This is a genomic window from Vibrio mytili (assembly GCF_049563345.1).
GTDB classification, from domain to species: Bacteria; Pseudomonadota; Gammaproteobacteria; order Enterobacterales; family Vibrionaceae; genus Vibrio; species Vibrio mytili.
The window spans coordinates 164,126-184,753 of sequence record NZ_CP110482.1 but is presented as its reverse complement, the minus strand read 5'-3'; the positions used below and the strand labels follow the sequence as shown (position 1 = coordinate 184,753).

The window sequence follows — 20,628 nt, the reverse complement described above, 5'->3', positions numbered from 1 at the left end:
GTCTTTAGCCATATTGCTTCTGAAACAACACTATTGCTGGGTTAAGATCATACGAGCGTTCAATGCTTGGATTGGACGGTTGTTTGCACCCATCGCTTTTTCAAATTGTTGAATTTGGTCTGCGGAGATCGATTGCGCGTCTTTAAGCACTAACCAGCGCACACCTTCCGAGCACGGAGGAGTGGTTAATGATCCATTAAATCGATAATAGTCCTGGCCGCTTGGAATTAACGCGCTGGCGTCAAATGGCGCTTTAATCGTCACGTTACTGTCTTTAACCGGAACGTTTTCTAACAACTTGGCAAGGGCCGGGTTGGCTTCTCCTCGTTTAAAAAAGACCGCAACAACCGCTAGATTTCCCTGTTCATCCGCGTGTACATAATGCGCTTCCAGTGGGTAAGACTTTCCGTCTACATGGTTTTCTGACGGTGTATGGAAATGGAATTGCTTAAGATCAAACTGCTTACCATCTACCGTAAGGCTATTTTCACCTTCGATACTGGTTTGTAACGTATGACCGTTATTTGTGAGTGAGACTGCTTTTCCTTGATAATTCAACTGAAGTGTTGCTAACTCCGCTTTTGTCGTTGACTGAATATCAATCGGGCTCTGGTTTTTTCCCTTAGAACACTCTGGCGCGAACTCTCCCCAATGCTCAGGACCGTGATTGCCTTCATAACTCCAATGAGCCGCATTCGCAGAACCTGCGCACAGCAAAGATAAGCCCAACGCGATGAGTGACTTGTTCATAATGATTCCTTATTCCATCAAGTAACGTTTTTAAGAATCACAATATTAATCTCGAACAACATCGTTGTAATAGAGTGAAATCTATGATTGCAAAAGAATTTTGTCTTTACGCTTCTCGGGATGTAATTGATAGTTTTCCTACTTATCGTAATGTTCACAGGAAGTCACATCGTCACTTTGAAACAGCGTGATTGACCTACTCTTACTGAGCAGATCCACTGTTATTTTTGATCCCTATGGTCTCGCACCAAAAGCTAAAACTCAACGTTGCTCTACTTCTGATGTCTACTTCTACTCGTCCACCATAAACACACTTTCGCCCCAAAATAAGTATACAAAAAACAACACATGCACATCATCAGTGCAAAACCAACGCGACAACTAAACCAAATCATTGAATATATTCAACTTTTTTAAATGGCACTCATATTGCTTTTGTATACAAGACACGAACCAAGGACAGGTATGAGGAATCACATGAAAAAGACATTCAAATTTATGTTCAGCACTCTGGCTATTTCATTATCCGCAATGAGCATGAATGCTTATTCAGCAACGCTTATTAAAGTACACAGCGACATGACTGAAGATAGCGCGCAACAAGAAGGGATTGAGCGCTTTAAGGAGTTGGTTGAAGCACGCTCCAACGGTGATTATGAAGTAAAAATCTACGCGAACAATGCGCTTGGTAATGACGTTGAAGTCGCGCAGCAAATGCAGTTCGGTGCGGTACAGGCCGCACCTATTCCGACCGCGAAGCTGAGTGGTTTTGATAAGGACCTACAGTTGATAGATATGCCATTTCTATTCCCAAACCGCGAGGTTGCTTACGAGTTTCTTGATGGCGAAATTGGTAAAGAAGTACTTTCCGGCCTGCGATCTTCCGGTTTCGAACCTGCCATGTTTTGGGAGAGTGGATTTAAACAAATGACTTGTAATGATCCTGTCACCACTCCTGCGGATATGAAAGACCGAAAAGTGCGTGTTATGGAGAGCCCACTGCTGATTTCTCAGTACAAAGCTCTAGGCTCAAATCCTGTGCCAATCGCGTTCAGCGAAACCTACACAGCACTACAACAAGGCGTTGTTGAATGTCAGGAAAACCCTTTGGTATCGATTTCACAAATGAAGTTTTATGAAGTTCAAAAAGATTTGATGCTAACCAACCACGGCTATCTCGGCACTGCCTTCGTTTTCAGCAAAATCTGGTTCGACAGCCAGTCTGCTGACAATCAAAAATTATTGATAACAGCCGCACAAGAAGCAGGTAAATACCAGCGTGAACGCTCAATTGCTCGTGAAGAAATCTACCTGAACGATATTAAACAGGCTGGTAGTACTCAGGTCACTTCACTCACACCGGAACAATTAGGTGAGTTCCGCGATGCGATGTCACCTGTATATAAAGAGTTTGGCGCCAAGCTAAGCAAAGGCCTGTTGGCTCGCGCTCAGAACGAACTTTCTGAATTATCGGAACTGTAAATTTATTCATTGATAAACCGGTATCCAATTATCAACTATCCGTCTTTTAACCGACGACAAGGATCCCGGGAGCGATCCCGGGAGAACGCTTATGTGGAATAAACTCAGTCGCCTGCTGGCATTATTCGAAAACACGACGGTGGGTATACTCATTATCTACTCGTCCGTGATGCTATTCACCCAAATTATGGCTCGCGCGGTGTTTAATACTTCGTTTAGCTGGGCAGAAGAAAGCGTGCGGTACGCCATTATCTGGATGGTCTTCATGGCAAGCAGTATCGCCTTTCGTAATAACGCGCACATCAGCATTGACGTCATCCAGCAGATCATTCCCAAGGCACTGAAAAAGCCCTTTCAGGTTTTTATTTGTTTGATCTGTCTAACAACGACCTTCTTGCTCACCTGGTTCGGCTGGCAACTGACTTCACGCATGATGATGTTTGGCCAACTCTCGTCAGCGATGGAACTGCCAATGTACTGGTTTTATCTCGCCATTCCTGTGAGTTCAGCCTGTATGTTTATCCGCATAAGCGAATCTTTATTGGCACTGTTTAGAAAACCCAAAACAGAGACCGACACCGTCTACGTAGGAGCATAATCATGGGCTACAGTTTTTTTGCATTAACCTCCGGCCTATTGGTATTAGGATTACCTATCTTTGTCGCGTTGATCCTTGTAGTCTTTGTTGGCTTACATCTGAGCGGTAGCACGCCATTAATGCTCATCATCCAACGGATGTTCTCCGGACTGGACAGCTTCCCTCTCATGGCCATTCCGCTGTTTATCCTGGCCGGCAACCTTATGAGTACCAGTGGTCTCTCGGCTAGAATACTGAAAGTCGCACAATTGCTGGTTGGCCCGTTCCGTGGCGGATTGGCAATGACCACAGTTACTGGGTCAATGTTTTTTGGTGCGATTTCAGGCTCCAGTCCAGCGACAGTGGTCTCGGTTGGACGCTTAATCCTGCCATCAATGATAAAAGAAGGCTACGACCGACAGTTCAGTGTTGGACTTCTGATGGCAACGGGCGCGCTTGGCATCATCATTCCCCCCAGTATTTTCATGATCGTGTACGGTGCAATGGCTGGTGTTTCGATTGGCGCCCTGTTCATGGCAGGTATTGGAGCCGGTGCCGTTTATGGTACGGTTTTCCTCGCTTATTGTTACTATCGAGCTCATCGTGCAGGTATGCAACCACAGCCGTTTCCAAATCGCTCCGAGTTAATAGTGGCCCTGAGAGAAGCCATTTGGGGGCTAGCGATACCAGTTATCATTCTGGGTGGGATATACAGCGGCCTGTTTACTCCGACAGAAGCCGCGGCTGTTGCGGTGATCTATTCAGCCGCCGTTGGTTTATTTGTCTATCGGGATCTTACACCGAAAGACATCTGGAAAGTCTGTATTGATAGTAGCGTCGTGACCACTCAGGTCATGATCATTGTTTCTGCAGCAGCGGCATTTTCTTGGTATTTGACAACGTCAAGTCTGACCGATTCACTATCCGCATCACTGTCTCAGTTTAGCGACAACCCACTGATACTATTGCTGATTATTAACTGCATTGTACTGGTTGCTGGTATGTTCCTTGATCCAAACTCTATCGTGATTATTCTGGTGCCGTTGATCATTTCAGTCGCTCAGTCAGCAGGTATTGATCTGGTTCATCTCGGAGTTATTCTGTGTGTGAACTGTGCGATTGGTATGTTCACTCCACCATTTGGTATGAACCTATTTGTCGCCAGCAGCCTCGATAACGTCAGTTACGGTGAAGCGGTACGTGGCTCACTGCCTCTAGTCTGGCTTGCACTCATTGTTTTAGTACTCATCAATGCTTTTCCAGCCATCAGTTTATGGCTTCCAAGTGTTGTAATGCCAGGCATCGCAGGCTAAACGTATAAAAGAAATCGAAAAAACGCACTATGACAGAACACCAATCCATTACATTATTGCTGCTCGAGAATGAACAACCGTTAGCGGACAGCATCCGAGTAGCACTATCTGATGACATCCTAGCAGGGGTGATCGCTGCTGGCACTCGCTTGGACGAAACCATGCTCGCCAGTCGCTTTGAGGTTTCGCGCACACCGATTCGAGAAGCCCTGAAACAACTTGCCGCGAGTGGCTTAGCAGAGCATCACCATAGACGTGGGGTTTTTGTCAGCGAAGTCCCCGTTTCTAGGTTGGCAGAGATGTTCGAATACGTTGCGGAAATGGAAGCGTTGTGTGTCCGTCTTGCTGCGATCAATATGACCCAACAAGAACGTGAAGCTCTGCTCGCGATTCACCTCGACAGCCACAAATACGTAACCTCAGGAGATATCGATGCCTACGACAAAGCAAACATCAAACTGCACGAATCTTTGTTTCACGGCTGTCACAATCGATATGTGGAAGAAGCGGTGCTCAGTGCGCGAGCAAAAGTCGCGCCCTATCGCCGAGCACAATTTAAGCTCGCCGACAGGGCCAAATCTTCTTATGTCGAACACGGAGAAATCGTCAAAGCTGTGTTAAAAGGCATGGCCCACGAAGCTTCAGATTTAATGCTCGCACATATTCATCAATCGTTTCTTGCGTCATCACGGTATATCAGTCAGTAAACTTTTTCGGTTTTGAAGCTTTGAGTGAAATTAGAAATCACATCCGAAAGCAGATAAAAAAACAAGCAAATATGTGACTCTAGAACTAAAGCAGTAAATGGTTACTGCTAATAATTAGGGTGTTGTTGCTAAAGGAGCAAATGTACTGCACAGTTACAACTATCAACTGCACCAATCATTCCAACGACACTTTCGTGACCAGAGCACGTCTCAAGAAGTAGCATGATTGGGTAAGGAATCCAGAAAATAGTCATCTCTTTACATTATGAACGAACAAAGGCCAGACGAAGTCTGACCTATATCCTTTCTTTACTGGGTCGCTCACTTAACTGAATGCAACTTTCAGCTTGGAGATTCGGCTTACCAGTAACCAATCTAAGAGTAGAGCCAGCACAATGGTAACACCAGCCAGCGGAAACGCCCGTGGCCAAGCCCGCTTTCCAAATCAACCAGACGTAACAATCGACTTTCCCCATTAAAACTGTGGCTAAGTAGAAGTAAATAACAAACACCCGCACCGTAAAGCCAAAATCTTCGCTTTCGTTTTCCGGTGAGGTAAGCGTTGATTACTGTCCAGCAAACAGCAGAGTGGAGTTGATCGGTATGTCTATTAATCCATCCGTCGTCATTACATCCCCTCGTGTCGAGACAACTGCAGCCTCGATACCTTCAATAGTGTTTAGATAGCTGATCGATTGTGAAGCCGAAGGAAGAAAACCGGCAGTACTCCAAATCTCTCCATCAACGGATTTCTTGGAAACAATCGTTAGACTCGCGATATCCGTTGAAATCGGCATTCCCGTTTTCCCATCCAGCAAGTGGTGATAACGCTGACCATTGGATTCAAAGAAACGTTCATTGATGCCAGACGTTACCATCGACATGCCTTGCAACGGTACGATACGTATCACATCCCCCCGTTGGGACAATGGATTCTGAATACCCACGTTCCACGCTTTATTAGGGTTGTTTGGTGAATGTCCTATCGTTAGCACATTGCCTCCCAAGCTTATATAACCGTTATCCACACCAGCTTCTGTCAGCCTTTGCATGACTTGGTCAGCAAAATAACCTTTTGCAATCGAGCCTAAGTCTATTTCCATTCCTTTTTGGCTGAGAAACACCGAGTACTGTTGCTCATTCAAAATGATCTGAGTTGGGTCGACTAAGGCCAGCTTTTCGTTAATGACATCTTGCGACGGTACCGTCGCTTCTTGGAACCCAATACGCCACGTTTTCACCAAAGGGCCAATTGCAATATTGAAGGGGGTACTGACATCTTCGCTATAATGTTTACCTAGTTTAATAAGCTCAAACAGATCGGGGGCAACAACGATAGGCGCGATACCTGCGTTAAGATTGACACGCATCAACTCAGAATCTGCTTGATTTACCGTAAATCGAGTCGCGTAATCCTTTAATTGAATATACGCATCTTTAATGAGCTGCTCACCGTTTTGATGGTGAACCACCAAATCAATAAAGGTCCCCATCATTTCGAATCTTGCGCTATAGCTTTTCATGGTCATATCGTCATTGAGTGTTAAATAAAGAGGGAAGCAAAGCTTCCCTCTGTCTGGCCTAATGTACCGATATGCTGTTACACAAGATTGGCTGCATTTTCACCAGCAATACGACCATAGGTGAAGATATCAATCAGTGCGTTGCCACCTAAACGGTTACCAGCATGAATACCACCTGCGACTTCACCTGCTGCGTATAAGCCTTTGATAATATTTCCATCTTTACCAATTACACGCGCCTGCATATCAATCTTCAAGCCACCCATAGTGTGGTGGACTGACGGTTGACGTGGTGTCGCATAAAATGGAGCCTTAGCCACTTTTAGGCCAAATGCACTCTTATTAAACTCAGGGTCATTCCCTTGCTCTACGTAATGATTGTATTGCGAGATGGTGTTCGACAATGCTTCCTCAGGCACACCAATTTTTTCTGCTAACTCTTCAATGGTGTCCGCTTTAATAATGATTCCCTCTTTGATTTCTCGCTCGATAGTTTCATCTGAAGTATTTGCTGCAGTTTGACGAATATTTTCATCTGCAATCATATAAACGAGACCACCGTTATCGAAGAAGGCTTCAGATAACACATCTCGGCTACCACACTCATCAACGAAACGTTGACCTTGTTGGTTAACAAACACAAAGTTTTCAGGTGGCACGATCAAGCCCGTCAGCAAGGCGCCCGATTTTGGATCACCAATTGGCATCAACTGAACAAAGCCCATACCGACTAGCTCTGCCCCCGCTTTTTCGCCAATCTCAATACCGTCACCTACTAGTGCTGGTGAGTTAGTCGTTTTGATGTCGTCAGCAATGTCTTTCCAATATGTGTTGTACTTCTTGATCATCTGCGTATTTGCACCGAAGCCGCCAGAAGCCATTACTACACCATTATTCACATGCAGGGTAAGCTTTGTACCATCCGCCTGTACCGCTTTTATACCAACGACCTTGCCATCTTCAATGATAAGATCAGTCGCACGAGTATCAGTGATAATTCGACCGTTCTGCTCCTGAATACGTTTTGATAGCTTGTCAACAAACTCAACACCTTTCGGACGTTTTGGTTTATGTGCTCGACGCCATAATGCTCCAACTGGGATTTCAACGACACTGCGGTCAAAATCAATGCCCTTCTCAGTTAGCCAATCGATCGATTCCATTGAACGAGACGTTAACGTCTCTACAAGATCATATTGACCATAAATCGCTTCACCATTTAGATCGGTACGTTTACCGCCCAGATAGGTTTGAATACGGTGCAATTCAACTGAATCGAATAGATACGGTTTACCTTTCTCTAGATCCGTAAAATAGTCATCTAACTGAGACTTCAACGTTCTAAAGTCTGCTAAATATTCTTCAACAAATTCAGACTCAGGTGTATTTGCCAGCTGCATTAAGGTCTCTTTTTCACCTGGTAATGCAGCGAAATCACCTTGCCACTTTGGCTCAGCAGCATTTACCCAGCCACCGGTACGTACTGTGTTACCACCAATAGCAGGAAACTTCTCAAGTAAAATGACCGACTTTCCTTTATCCAATGCGGTTAATGTTGCACTTAAACCAGCACCGCCGCCACCAACAACTACAATATCAACCGTCTCTTCAATAGTCTTTGTTGACCACTCTACCGCTTCTCTTGCCTTACAGCGTAAAGCTTCAGAGTTACCACCAGCGAGATCAACTGCGTTTGCAACACCATCAAGCACAGCTTGGCTACTAACTGTTGCACCTGAAATAACATCAATATTTAGAGTTTGACCATCTAGAATTTGTTGAGGGATGCGCTCAAATGCAGGGTTTGCAATACCATCAGATTCTTTTGATGAATCGACAAAGATATTGAGGATTTTGTCTTCAGAGAAGGTGACTTTAACCGGTAAGTCATCATTATGACCACGGCCATACGCAGTGTATTCACCTGCATTAAACTTGATAGGTACGCTCTGCAACTCTTTAATTCGCTGGTGCTTAATAGCCTCGGCTGCACTATCGACAATCATATAGTCCATGATTTCCCATAGTGGGGTTGGGATTTTCAGCTCTTCTTGTTGCGCGATGTCTGCAAACTCGGCACACGACTCGTTGTTAAGCGCTTTATCTGCCCAAGTTGGCTCAACCAAGAAGCCTTTACCCACCGCTACCATGTCATAGCCTTGTTCAATGGCTTTGTCAGCGTCACTGCGCTGAGCAATTCCACCAACACCAATCACTGGCACTTTCGCTAAAGTCTCAGATTGCAGATGACGGTACTTGTCGATTAGCGTCTCTAGGTCTTCTGGGGTCACAATTGAGTTACGTGACCAACTCCCCATAGAGAAATGCAAATAATCCAAGCCACATGTCGCAAGCTTATCTAACAGGTACATAGTGTCATCAAAGCGGATACCTGGCTGTTCAATCTCTTCTGGAGAGAATCGGTAACCAATAATAAAGTCGGGGTTACCGTGAGCATGAACAACTTCTTTTGTCTTTGCGAGTACGGCTAACGGAAACGTCGTGCGTTTCTCAATATCTCCACCCCACTTGTCGGTTCTGCGGTTTGAATGCGGAGAGAAAAACTGCTGGATTAGATAAGTGTTTGCGCCATGAATTTCGACACCATCAAAACCAGCAAGAATCGCTCGATTCACGGCATCACCAAAGCGTTCAATCATCTCTTCGATTTGCTCTTGGGTCATTTGCAATGGCGTTTCCGCATTATCACGCAAAGCTGCAACTGGACTGGCAGAGATAGGTTGATGTCCTCCGTTGAACTCTGGGTTTGCCATACGCCCCGCATGGTATATCTGCAAAATAGCCTTTGAGCCTTTGGCTTTAATTGCTTCAGCGAGCTTACCTAAGCCTGTTATTTTGCTATCAGTATCGATACCAAGTGCACCAGGGAATGCTCGGCCATATTTTTCAACAAACGCACTTTCGACGATTACCGCACCAGCATCACCTGAGCGAGCAGCGTAGTAATTGATCATCTCATCCGTTACACCACCATCGAAAAACGCAGATTGAATGGTCATTGGAGCCATGACGACTCGGTTATGAAGCTTGCCTCCTGACTGGAATACGATGTCATCGGTTAGCTTAGTCATAGATTGTTCCTCTAATAGATTAATTCTCATATCAAACGCGCCAACCACCCAAGATTTTGTGCGCATTAGCCTGTTTAATATGAAAACTTTCGGGCTTAAATAACCGCACTAATATCATGGAAATAAATGTATGAGTAAAATGACTTATTTACATCAGAACTATTACTCCTGTGCATATATAATCAAAAAGCCAACAACTAAAATGAAAGAATTTTTGAAAAGCTTGAAAGGTGCAGAAGCCAACATGAGGTTAAAAGCACAGCCCGAAACTGCAAAAAAAGCTTTTTGCCAACCACCACACCTCTCAATTCTGGTATAAGATTGAGGCAATCAATACACAGATAATGCCTCATATCGCATGTGGAAAATTGCTTAAGAAGGCTCGTGTGTCCACAACAAATTCGTGGGCTTCAACAACAAAAATTGTTGTAGGGGAAACTGCTTTTTTAGTGCTTTAAGTGGCTTTGTCTCTCGTAGTTATTGGCCTTCATCTACAGGTAAAACGATTAAAGCCATAAGGTCTGAAACACTTTATGGTTCTAATCGAACCCAATAAATTCTTCTCCCAAGCACTTGGATTACAATGGGGTATTACTGCGCGTTTGATGATTTTCTCAACGCTAAGTTAGGCTGCTATATTGAATCTGTTGTGAGTAGCGAAGACGAAGTACCCAAGCTGGAACTTGTAAAAGATGGCATAGGATGAGCTGGAAGAAGCGCAAGTTTATGAACAAAAAATCAAGGCGCTTTGGGACATTGCCTGACATATATGTTGGATAGTTTTTGGGGAGGGTTACAGTTTCTAGCGCAGATTACTCACCATTTTGTTGCGCAAGATCAGCAAGGAGCAGATTCTATTCACCAAGAATCAGGAAAACCTCTTTCGAAACTCTCGTGGAGTTAATCCAACAATATTGATAAAAACCTTTCGACATGCACTGATATCTTCGTAACCGACTTGATTAGCTATCCATTCAAATGAACGGTTTGTACTTTCCAGGTAGTCACACGCATTCTGCACTCTGAGACGCTGCAAATATTGATTTGGGTTGTATCCCGTGGCCTTTAGAAACCGTCTTTGCATAGTACGCTCAGTAAGATTTACTTGCTTCGCTAACTGATGTATCGATAACGGTGCCGTATAACTTTGATGCATGATTTGTTGAACCGAAACAATCACCAAATCACCATGAGCGAACGATGGTTTGAATTGTTGATAATAGCTCTGTTCTCTCTGCGCGGTGTCTATAACAAGTGTTTTACCAAGTTGGCTTACAACCCTAGGAGATGAATATTTAGAGATAAGTTCAAACCCGAGATCTAACCACGACATCATACCGCCCGCCGTCACTATGTCACCGTGATCAATCAATATCTTGTTGCTGTTAAGAGGAATCTCCGTAAACATTCTGGCAAATGTGTCTGCTAGCGCCCAATGGGTTGTCACTTCTCTCGTACCAAGCAAGTTAGTTGCGGCCAGAATAAATACCCCCGCACAAGCAGATGATAGAACGGTACCTTTGGAGTACTGCTTTTTAAGCCAGTCAATAAGTTTGGCTTCAGGGGCTAAGTAATAATCATCTATTGAAGCTGGCGGTAGCAAAACAACCGTATAACTATCTTCTATCAGGTCATCATGTGGAATAATGACTGGCTCAAATAGGACCTCAACCCCCTGTTCCCGACAAACTCTACTTGCAAGCAAAAACATCTCTTCAAGGCCATAAACTGCTGACTTCAATACTGAAGGATACTCACAAATTCCAATGGATATTTTGGTCATACGACTCTCTACATTTGTCGGTTTTTGCCCTTTTTATGTCATTTTAACCTCTAAAAAGAGTACAGCAAGTTGCTCATAATTTTCCTTAACCAAAAGTTAAAGCAACAGGAAATCAAAAATGCACAAAACTGCATTACTTATCATTGATATACAAAGTGATTACTTCCCTAAAGGTAAATTTCCATTATGGAATACAGATAAAACCCTGATAAACATTAAAGAATTAATTGCTAAAGCTAACCGGCAGGATGTTCCGGTCTTTCTTATCCAACATTTATCTTCGGCCCCTAAAGGAATGGCACCTTTCTTTGAAAAAGGTAGTGAAGGAGCGAATATTCACCCAGAAATAGTGGCGATATGCCCTAATGCTGAAGTCATACAAAAACAGCATGCAGACAGCTTTTATCAAACTCATTTAGGGGAATCATTGGAAAAGTTTGATATTGATGAGTTACTGATATGTGGGATGATGACACAAAATTGTGTCACGCATACTGCTATATCAAAGAAAGCAGAAAAATATAAAGTTTCAATTATTGAAGATTGTTGTACAACTACTGACGCGATGATTCATAAAGTTGCGTTGAATGCTGTATCACCTCGCGTACCTCTAGTCACGTTGACTGAAGTGTTATAGAAATAACCTCAAGAAAGTATATTAAGATTTCACTGGTATTGTTTGTTAATGAGTCCCAGCTCTAACGAACCATGGGTACGAAAACGCACTAGCTTTGGTCACGCTGGCAGATCTAGGAACAGTAATGTGTCAGTGACTTTGCTAAATTAACATATTATGGATTATCTCAGATATAGAAAAATCTCTTAACTTAGTTCTAAAGTTGCATGGCAAGGATAAGGCTCATTGAGTTTTGCGCACGGTCCGGCAATGGTACGCCAGACCGTTTTTTATAATATCACCTGTCTGATAGTATTAAATTTATCGTTACTCACTTTATAATTTTAAAACACGAGCACACTAAAATACGTAGAACAGCCGAACACGCACACCGAAATCGTCACTTTCAGTAAATGAAGATGTACTTGCTTGTTGTGACAACTTGTTATCCACCATAGAGTAGTAAGTACCCGTTAAAATGGAGAAATCCGTTACTTCTAGCACGTTGCGAATTGCATAGGATGCATACACAGTGGACACGTTCACGTCACCAGTAGCCCAAGCTGAGAAATCTTTGTTTTCATATTGGTTAGTTGTGTATACATAACCTAAGCCTAGGTCATTCCAAAGTACGTTAGCACCTAATGATAAGTTGTTTTCATCGACGGCATCTAAGTATGCAATGTTTGTATTTACGACCCAATCGCCGCTAGTCCAATTACCAGTTAAGCCATAACCTGTACGGTCTGAGATATCAATGCCATTAGCCATAATTGAATTGGAAACTAAATTTTTTTCGAATGAAGCTGCCAGACGAAAATCACCCATTTGATAAGCTAATACAGGTCGAAGTAGTATAGTATCTTTTGCTGAGTCTATCTGTTGGCCGTGGTAGTACCCACCAACACCTCCGTCAAATAAGTTTGAACGATCCCCCAGCATTGCACCGATTTCAACATAGATGTTACCGAGTTTATGGTTATACATTATTTGACCATCTGAACCGCGGCCACGTGCTTCTTTCATTTGGTATAAATATGCCGAGCCATCTGTGTACAAGTCATTGGCAGTATCCCCTGAATAGTCTAAGAAGACATCCAATCCTACAGGAAACATATCGTAAGTCTCAAAGCGGCCAGCTTTAATGGACCAAATATCTTTTTTACCAAACTCAAAATAAGCATCATCTAAGGCGATATTACCGGTACTCTCAAACAGGGGTTGTGCTTTAACACCAACATAATAATTCTTGTTCGTATATTTCTCTCCAGAAAACTCTATGAGAACACGACCATCTTGGTTAAATTCAGTGTCGTTATTTTCGTTAGATTCTCGGTCCTGGAAATTCACATTAATTTCGACATTACCACCAATTGAAAAGTTACCTTTTTCGTTATCTATAACTTTTACATCCGCAAATGAATTCATAGAGGATAAAGCTAAAAGACTAGCTGTAGTTATATTTAAAATATTCATCATTGTTCTTCCATTTTATATTTTAACATTAATTAACGTTTTTTAGGTGTAGAGAGGCCAAGGGTGATACTCGATAAAACCCTTAATTGTTACGTCTTAATTTTTAATTATGAAATATGATTACTAGATTTCTTTAACTGACTATCAAATTACCGTATTTACTTTTCCATTACTTTTCTTATTGAAGACAAATAACTTATCAGCCATATAAGTTACAGAGAATGAGAACGCAAACACCAATATTCCCACAGTAATATAAGCGAGTACTTGATAGCTATCATAAATGTACATGAGTGGAGAAAGTAGTACCGCAAGACCATATGAGTTAGCCTTAACCGAAAGTAGTGATAAGACCATTCCACCCAGAGCAGAGCCACACAACATAATGCACAGTGGAGTCATACCGGATCGCAAAACCACACCAAATAAAGCAGGCTCGGATACCCCTAACAACTGTGTAACTGTTGCAGAGATCCCTGCTGTTTTAAAAGCCGTATCTTTTGTTCTAAGAGAAATAGCTAAACAAACCGCAGCATTGGCAAATCCATACATAGCGCAAACTGTTATTAGCGGATTGAAGCCTGTGCCTGCAATTAAAGAAGTTTCAATCATGATGAACATATGGTGCATCCCCGTCAGCACTGCAATTGGATAAAGGAAACCGATCACAAGACCACCGATACCAAAAGGTAATTGTAAAAAGCCTTGAATAGCTTCAATTGCAACACTTTCAAACCCTTTAACTAATGGTCCCATCACTAATAAAGCAGAGGCCACCGACAGAATGATAACGACAAAAGGGGTGAAAATCAGATCCATTGAATGTGGCATAATGTTGCGGAAGTAAAGCTCAAGCTTAGCACCAATATATCCTGTTATGAGGGCTGTCAATATAGACCCTTGATACCCCACTAAAGGAATAAATCCGAATACATAAATAGGCTCTGCGCTACCGTATGCTACGGCATATGCATTGGGTAAAGCTGGCGAAACTAGCATTAGACCAATGAGAAAGCCGATAATAGGTGTACCTCCGAATTTTCTAAAAGCTGACCAACAAATAAATGCCGCGAGAAAGGCAAATGCTGTATCGCAGAGAATAGTCATTATTGTGGTAAAACTTTCAGGGACATTTTGTAGACTCATTCCCATCATTCCTAAGACGGTAGCGTTGAATAACACGCCTTTAAGTCCTAAGAAGAGACCTGTCGCTCCCAATATTGGAACAATAGGTACAAAAACGTCAGAAAGGTTTCTTAGTGCTGTTTTTAATTTACCTGCATCATTGTTAGCAACCGTTTTATGATCTACTTCTTTAGTTTGTGTGACATCCATAAACGCTTCGTATACTTTATTTACGATGCCTGTACCTAAAATAACCTGATATTGTCCGGAGTTATAAAACACTCCTTTAACCTGATCAATTTTTTGCACGTTTTCATCACAAATAATATTTCGATCTTTAACTTGAATTCTTAGTCGGGTCGCACAATGTGCAGCTGAAATAATATTATCCTTCCCTATTTCTCGTATGATTTCTTCAGCAGTACTTTGATAATCTTTCATTTTATAATCCCTTAATGAGTAAAGTCTGGTAAGGTTGTAGTTTCGAATGTACTTCTTTATAGTTATTAAGCAGTATATCTCCATCTGGGATGGTAAATGGCACTATTTCGTCACTTAAGTTAGTAATGATAAAGAATGTCTCTTTACTTCCTAATCGCTTATAAGCAATAATATTTTCTGTTGTATCCAAAGGCACGAACTCTCCATAAATCAATGTGTCAGGATATTGATGATTACGAATTTTTATCATCGATTTATAGAAGTTAAGTACCGACTCTGGGTCTTTTATTTGGTCTTCTACATTGATGGTGTATTCTGAATGCGAAAGTCCAAGCCAAGTTGGGTAGCCTTTGTTGAACCCACCATTAATTGTATTTTCCCAAGGAATCGGTGTTCTGCTGTTATCGCGGGAACGAAGATTAACAAACTCTAACGCTTCTGCTTCACTATATCCCTCAAGTACTGAGCGATGATAGTTATCGATACTTGAAATATCATCGAACTCGTCGATGGACTCGCGCTTGAAATTAGTCATTCCAATCTCTTGTCCCTGATATATAAATGGTGTGCCTTGTAAGAAAAAGTATAAAACAGCCAAACATTTTGCACCGGTTTGATCACGATAGTTAGCATTTTTTATTAGCTTAGACAGTGCACGAGGTTGGTCGTGATTTTCGATAAATGTTGTTCCCCAACCGTGAGTTTGAAACGCATGTTGAGTAGAAAACAAATGCTCTCTCAGATCTTTGGTTTGCCACTGAGTTCTTTTAAACCACTCCGTTCCACTTTCTACATCAAGATCAGCAGCATGGAAGTCGAATATCATATTGAAAAAGCCATCTTGGCCGATGAACTTGCCGTAATCATCTTTTGATACACCGGGAGCCTCACCAACAGTAACGCAAGGATGACAATCAAAGGTATTCTCTCTAAGCTCTAATAGAAACTCCTCGATGCCTGGACGATTTCTTGACTTATATTTTATGCTGCCCAAACCATCAGCCCCATCAACAGGTATTGAAGCAAAGTCCTGATCTTTCTTGATAAAAGTAATGGCATCAATACGAAAACCTGCAATACCTTTATCAAGCCACCAGTTCACCATACGATAAATTTCCTGACGCAGGGCAGGGTTCTCCCAATTTAGGTCAGGTTGTTTCTTATCAAAAACATGCAGGTAATAGTTATCTTCACCCTCAATTTTCGTCCAAGCACTTCCACCAAAAATTGATCGCCAATTATTTGGTGGTAACCCATTATTACTTGGTTTAATGATGTAGTAATCTCGGTATTTTGATGAAGGGTTACTGATCGCTTTTTGAAACCACTCGTGCTCATCACTAGTGTGGTTGATAACCAGATCAACCATGATTTTTATTCCTTTAGATTTTGCCTTCTCGATCAGTACATCAAAGTCACTCATCGTTCCAAAATCAGGGTTTATATCGTAATAGTCTGAAATATCGTACCCATTATCCGCCATTGGTGAACGATAAAAAGGTGATACCCAAAGCATAGTGATGCCAAGATCTTTAAGGTAATCAAGCTTCTCTATGATACCTGTTATATCGCCAATTCCATCATTATTGCTGTCTCGAAAACTCTTAGGATAGATTTGATAAATAACATCCTCTTTCCACCAAACAGATGTTTCCGTCTCGTTTTTACACATTTATCATTCCTTATTACTATATGGTATCGATATCATATTTTCACGTTAAATATGATATCGATACCACACAAGCAAGAAAAAGCTCATGATATCGATATCATACATCTAAGCAAAAGGACTCAATTCATTTAGGCTGAGTTTCTTATAACCATATTGGTTTTAAGCATACCTGTATCATAAACGTAACTTTTTCCTTCAATTGCCGCTAATAGATATTCCATCGTAAACTTCCCTAGCACATCTACAGGCTGATGTACCGTGGTAACTGGCACAGAAATTAGGGATGAAATCTTCTGATTATCAAACCCCATTACAGCAATATCATCGGGTACGTTAATGCCTGACTTTGTTAGTATGTTGATAACCCCACAGGCCACTTCATCACTGCCTGTAAAAACGGCAGAAGGACGCTGCTCATTTTTCATACTAGCTAGTTGTGATCCGATCTTCTCTCCATCTTCAAGTGTATGAACATGGCGAAATATTAGGTCATAATCAATATTCTGATTTGCTTTTCGCATCGCGGTTTTGAAGCCTTTATTCCGACGAGCACCATGGCTTTGTGATGTGAAATCACCTCCGGTACAGTAAGCAATTCTTTTATGCCCTTTTCCGGTTAAATAGTTTATCGCCTCTTCTGTTGCTTGCTCATCATCTATATGGATAGATGGAATATTGGTATTATATAAATGAGTGTTGCATAAGACTATTGGGCCATGCTTAACATAATTTTCTAGAGTATCTATATCGCTTTCTACAGTGCATAAAACCAAACCATCAATAATTTTTTTCTTCAACAACTCAAGAGCGCGTTTTTCTTCCCCTTCACTATTGTGATTTTGAATAATTAAAATGGAATAGCCAAACTTGCGCGCGGTTACTTCAAGAGCATCAATTAATCCAGCGTAATATTGGTTAGTAATACGGGAAACTAGAACACCAATATGAAAAGCCTTTACCCCACGCATTTGCTGTGCAACAGCGCTTGGTTGATAGTCCAGATCCGCCATTGCCTTTTCAATTTTCAGCCTCTTTTCATCCGAAATATAAGGATGATTATTCAGGTAGCGGGAAACGGTTGTTACCGATAATCCTGCAGAGTTTGCCACTTCTTTTATCGTTGCCATACACACTATGAAATCGTTACCATGTTTTATGATGGTAAATTAAACAATCCAGCATTAATGTCAATTAGAACGACGGAAAATGAGAAGATTGTCATAGTTATACTTTTCTGAACTATCAATATATAGATGCCTATCACATCAAGTATGCGCTTCATGGAACGGAACCTATTCATTCCTGCACCCCTTAAAGAATAATGAATTCGACTTTAGATAAGCCACTCCCGACTTCACTCCTTACTTAGAGATGGTTATGAATTTGAGTAATGGTTGAAACGTACTTAATGAATTGGTGCGTCCCTCTCCATACTCCATAGATAGCTCTCCATAGATAAACTGAAGAACTTTAGATAGAAGGAATTGGACATACTCTTCCATCTACAGATTCTAAGCTAAATTGTTACAAAAACTTTAAACTTGAATGGATGAACTAAATTGAAAATAAAGCTATCTTTAATTAAATAAGTCTGTATAGTGGCTCTTGCTCTGACAAAGAGTTGTTTCAAGATAAAGTATAAAGAAAGTCTTCCAGCGTCATTCCTAGCAAGTTTCTCTCTGTAATCTCCCTTAATTCGCTATCCTAAAATGATACCTATGTTCAGTGCACCTTAATTTTAATTTCATAAGGGGCATAATATGTCTAATCAAGTAATTGGTACAGTAAAGTGGTTTAACGAAACAAAAGGTTTCGGTTTTATTTCTCAAGAAAATGGTGATGATCTATTTGTTCATTTCCGAAGCATTTTAGGCGATGGTTTTAAGAAACTTGTTGAAGGTGATAAGGTTTCTTTTATTGTAGGCAAAGGACCAAAAGGTCTTCAAGCTGAAAATGTAACGACCATTTAGCCTTAAAGTTGAATTTAAACTACCTTGTCATTTTGTGGCAAGGTAGTTGCTCTAACAAAGAGTTGTTTCAAGATAAAATATAAGAAAGTTTTCCAGCGTCATCCCTAGCAAGTTTCTCTCTGTAATCTCCCTTAATTCGCTATCCTAAAATAATACTTATGTTCAGCGCACCTTAATTTAAATTTAATAAGGAGCATGATATGCCTAATCAAACATTTAAAAATCAGAATAGAATTAATAGAAATGATTCTGTTCGAAATAAAAAAACTATAATCAATAACAGAATAAAAATGAATAGCTTTCTTCAAAGGATTGCCAATGGTGAAACAGGTGTTGTTTTGGAGGAATTACTTTGAGAAATAACAGTAGAAAGAAGATCTGGTTTAAGCTAAAAAAGTGCGAATCAAACACTAAAAAAATTTGATCAAATTGAATATACAGTTAGTAAAGAGTTGCCAGATGGCAACTCTTTTGCGTTCTATGGCACAGCAAAATTTTTTGCCTAGGGATTCATTGAGCTGCTTCGGATATAGCTATCAACAAGCTGTCGCCACTCATCAGGCTTGCCGTAAAACTCAGTGTGAGGAAGTTTTATCAACTTATTGTTAACTTCAAGGATCAACGTTGGATACCCATAAACCTGTAGCTTCTGCATCAGCAGTTGGCTTTTATTTATTTCTTCCTGCTCAATACCTACATTTGCATTCATCGCTTTATGCCACTGTGTACCTTCTAGTCCTAAGTTAACTGCTAGTTCCTTGAGCACTTCAGGATGATTGACCTGCTTACCCTCAACATAATGAGCATGCTGAATGGCTTTCAACATTTCTAACGGCGAGAGGCCCAATTGTTCTGCCGTAAGAATGGCTCGTGCTGTGATAAAGGAGTCCAAAACCACTTCTTCGTTACTTTGCACTCGCTGAACATAACCATCTCCAAATGTCGCTCCCGTCAATTTAGCAATGCGTTCGTCATGCTCGAGGATATGCTTACGAAAAGAGGGATCGATAGCCTTGTTGTCAATCATGCCGCCAGGGTGAAACTCCAAGTGAACTTCAGAGTTAGCTGCCATTGCGGCTAACAGAGAAGTCGCCCCATAGCACCAACCGCACATCGGATCGAAAAAGTAGTGTACTTTTACCATTTCATTTCTCCCATATGTACTTTCGCACCAATCTGTAGAGCCATCGGCAGCCCTGCATCAGGATAGCGTTCGGTCATTTTGTCTATCACTTCAATGCTATTCTTACTATTCTTTTTCACTTTCTTAAAGTCTGCCAGATAATTTAGCGAATAACTGATCGTGCTGGCATCAAGCTTAGTTCCCGCTTTCATGTGCCCTGGAATGACCAACTCTGGGTGCAGACTTTGCATTTCTTTTAACTGTACAGCCCATGCTTTCTGACTCTCGTCAGACTGTGCGTCCGCCATCCATAGGTGCAGATTGCCGTATACAGCAACATTACCCAGAATAGCTTTGCTAGATGGGATCCACAAATAAGGACGATGAGCTTGCTCGCCTTGAGTGCCACGAATTTCGATTTTGTGTCCGTCGACTGTCAAAGTGTTGTTTTCAATAGCTTGTGGAACGTAGGGTTCAACGGGCGCATTAGTGCCCATTATTGGCGTCCAATAAGCTAATTTACCTTTTAGCTTACTCTTAATTGTCTCTACAACTGCTGGCGTACTCAGCACTTGTGCATTCGGGAATAGTGCATGTAGTTCTTCTGCACCAAAGTAATAATCAGGGTCAGCCTGACTAATAAAAATAGTCTTGAGTTCTTTGCCACTATCAAGAACTTTTGCGGCAATACGTAGAGCATCTGCTTTGGTGAAGCCTGTATCGACCACCATAACCTCACTCTCACCGATGACTAATGTTGAGGTCATGTGGAAGCTGTTCTCGTCAGCGTTATAAATATCAAAAGTGAGTGGTGTGTTTTCTGCTGCAGTTACGTTTGCAGCCAGTAAGATAGATGCAGCCATTAAAGTTAATTTTTTCATACCGTTCTCATTCAATGTGTTTGGGGACGGAAAGGATAATAAGGAATTGACATGTTCATTTAAATACACCAAACTGAACATTATTATTTCTTAAAAC

The 20,628-nt window shown here is 41.5% G+C and carries 18 protein-coding genes; 8 read left to right on the top strand and 10 right to left on the bottom strand.

The genetic code is table 11. The features are described from left to right. Window positions 1-30 precede the first annotated feature (30 nt). Window positions 31-750, bottom strand: coding sequence for a carbonic anhydrase (locus ONE56_RS14525; protein WP_423840910.1), 720 nt, complete (start codon window positions 748-750; stop codon window positions 31-33). Window positions 751-1,227: 477 nt separating this feature from the next. On the opposite strand from ONE56_RS14525, the gene ONE56_RS14520 reads away from it, so the two are divergent. The 4 genes from ONE56_RS14520 to ONE56_RS14505 all read left to right on the top strand — a co-directional run bounded on the left by ONE56_RS14520 (window position 1,228) and on the right by ONE56_RS14505 (window position 4,829). Further along, window positions 1,228-2,232, top strand: coding sequence for a TRAP transporter substrate-binding protein (locus tag ONE56_RS14520; RefSeq protein ID WP_423840909.1), 1,005 nt, complete (start codon window positions 1,228-1,230; stop codon window positions 2,230-2,232). 91 nt (window positions 2,233-2,323) lie between these two features. Further along, a complete protein-coding gene (locus tag ONE56_RS14515) occupies window positions 2,324-2,830 on the top strand; it encodes a TRAP transporter small permease (protein ID WP_423840908.1) in 507 nt (168 codons plus the stop codon). A gap of 2 nt (window positions 2,831-2,832) precedes the next feature. Continuing rightward, on the top strand, window positions 2,833-4,122 hold the full coding sequence (locus ONE56_RS14510; RefSeq protein ID WP_423840907.1) for a TRAP transporter large permease: 1,290 nt from the start codon (window positions 2,833-2,835) through the stop codon (window positions 4,120-4,122). A 29-nt stretch (window positions 4,123-4,151) separates the two neighbouring features. Next, complete coding sequence (locus tag ONE56_RS14505) at window positions 4,152-4,829, top strand: GntR family transcriptional regulator (protein ID WP_423840906.1); 678 nt, start codon at window positions 4,152-4,154, stop codon at window positions 4,827-4,829. A gap of 566 nt (window positions 4,830-5,395) precedes the next feature. Here ONE56_RS14505 and ONE56_RS14500 read toward each other — a convergent pair. After that, complete coding sequence (locus ONE56_RS14500; protein ID WP_052481533.1) at window positions 5,396-6,358, bottom strand: FAD:protein FMN transferase; 963 nt, start codon at window positions 6,356-6,358, stop codon at window positions 5,396-5,398. A gap of 71 nt (window positions 6,359-6,429) precedes the next feature. Beyond that, window positions 6,430-9,444 carry a flavocytochrome c gene (locus ONE56_RS14495; protein WP_423840905.1) on the bottom strand — a complete coding sequence of 1,005 codons (3,015 nt, stop codon included), beginning with the start codon at window positions 9,442-9,444 and terminating at the stop codon, window positions 6,430-6,432. A gap of 130 nt (window positions 9,445-9,574) precedes the next feature. Here ONE56_RS14495 and ONE56_RS14490 point away from each other — a divergent pair, with 130 nt between their 5' ends. Next, entirely contained in the window at window positions 9,575-9,763 is a 189-nt protein-coding gene (locus ONE56_RS14490) for a hypothetical protein (protein WP_423840904.1), read from the top strand. A 549-nt stretch (window positions 9,764-10,312) separates the two neighbouring features. Here ONE56_RS14490 and ONE56_RS14485 read toward each other — a convergent pair. Beyond that, window positions 10,313-11,227, bottom strand: coding sequence for a GlxA family transcriptional regulator (locus ONE56_RS14485; RefSeq protein WP_423840903.1), 915 nt, complete (start codon window positions 11,225-11,227; stop codon window positions 10,313-10,315). A gap of 118 nt (window positions 11,228-11,345) precedes the next feature. On the opposite strand from ONE56_RS14485, the gene ONE56_RS14480 reads away from it, so the two are divergent. Further along, window positions 11,346-11,864: a cysteine hydrolase family protein gene (locus tag ONE56_RS14480; protein ID WP_423840902.1), complete on the top strand. Its 519-nt coding sequence runs from the start codon at window positions 11,346-11,348 to the stop codon at window positions 11,862-11,864. Window positions 11,865-12,203: 339 nt separating this feature from the next. Here the strand turns inward: ONE56_RS14480 and ONE56_RS14475 are convergent, their stop codons facing one another. From ONE56_RS14475 to ONE56_RS14460, 4 genes are all read right to left on the bottom strand, one after another. Next, window positions 12,204-13,322, bottom strand: coding sequence for a carbohydrate porin (locus ONE56_RS14475; protein WP_041155836.1), 1,119 nt, complete (start codon window positions 13,320-13,322; stop codon window positions 12,204-12,206). A gap of 141 nt (window positions 13,323-13,463) precedes the next feature. Next, a complete protein-coding gene (locus ONE56_RS14470) occupies window positions 13,464-14,885 on the bottom strand; it encodes a PTS transporter subunit EIIC (RefSeq protein WP_415679274.1) in 1,422 nt (473 codons plus the stop codon). Between the two features lies 1 nt (window position 14,886). Further along, window positions 14,887-16,557 (bottom strand): alpha-glucosidase, encoded by a 1,671-nt coding sequence (locus tag ONE56_RS14465; protein WP_423840901.1) that lies wholly within the window; start codon window positions 16,555-16,557, stop codon window positions 14,887-14,889. A 128-nt stretch (window positions 16,558-16,685) separates the two neighbouring features. After that, complete coding sequence (locus tag ONE56_RS14460) at window positions 16,686-17,684, bottom strand: LacI family DNA-binding transcriptional regulator (RefSeq protein ID WP_041155834.1); 999 nt, start codon at window positions 17,682-17,684, stop codon at window positions 16,686-16,688. 633 nt (window positions 17,685-18,317) lie between these two features. Between ONE56_RS14460 and ONE56_RS14455 the strand changes: the two genes are divergently transcribed. Together ONE56_RS14455 and ONE56_RS14450 are read left to right on the top strand one after the other, a co-directional pair. Continuing rightward, a complete protein-coding gene (locus ONE56_RS14455; RefSeq protein WP_041155833.1) occupies window positions 18,318-18,527 on the top strand; it encodes a cold-shock protein in 210 nt (69 codons plus the stop codon). Between the two features lie 200 nt (window positions 18,528-18,727). Further along, entirely contained in the window at window positions 18,728-18,883 is a 156-nt protein-coding gene (locus ONE56_RS14450; RefSeq protein WP_423840900.1) for a hypothetical protein, read from the top strand. 146 nt (window positions 18,884-19,029) lie between these two features. Here ONE56_RS14450 and ONE56_RS14445 read toward each other — a convergent pair whose 3' ends face one another. Then, on the bottom strand, window positions 19,030-19,671 hold the full coding sequence (locus tag ONE56_RS14445) for a DsbA family protein (RefSeq protein ID WP_423840899.1): 642 nt from the start codon (window positions 19,669-19,671) through the stop codon (window positions 19,030-19,032). Beyond that, entirely contained in the window at window positions 19,665-20,531 is an 867-nt protein-coding gene (locus ONE56_RS14440; protein WP_041155831.1) for an MBL fold metallo-hydrolase, read from the bottom strand. Before ONE56_RS14440 ends, ONE56_RS14445 begins: the two co-directional genes overlap by 7 nt. Window positions 20,532-20,628 lie beyond the last annotated feature (97 nt).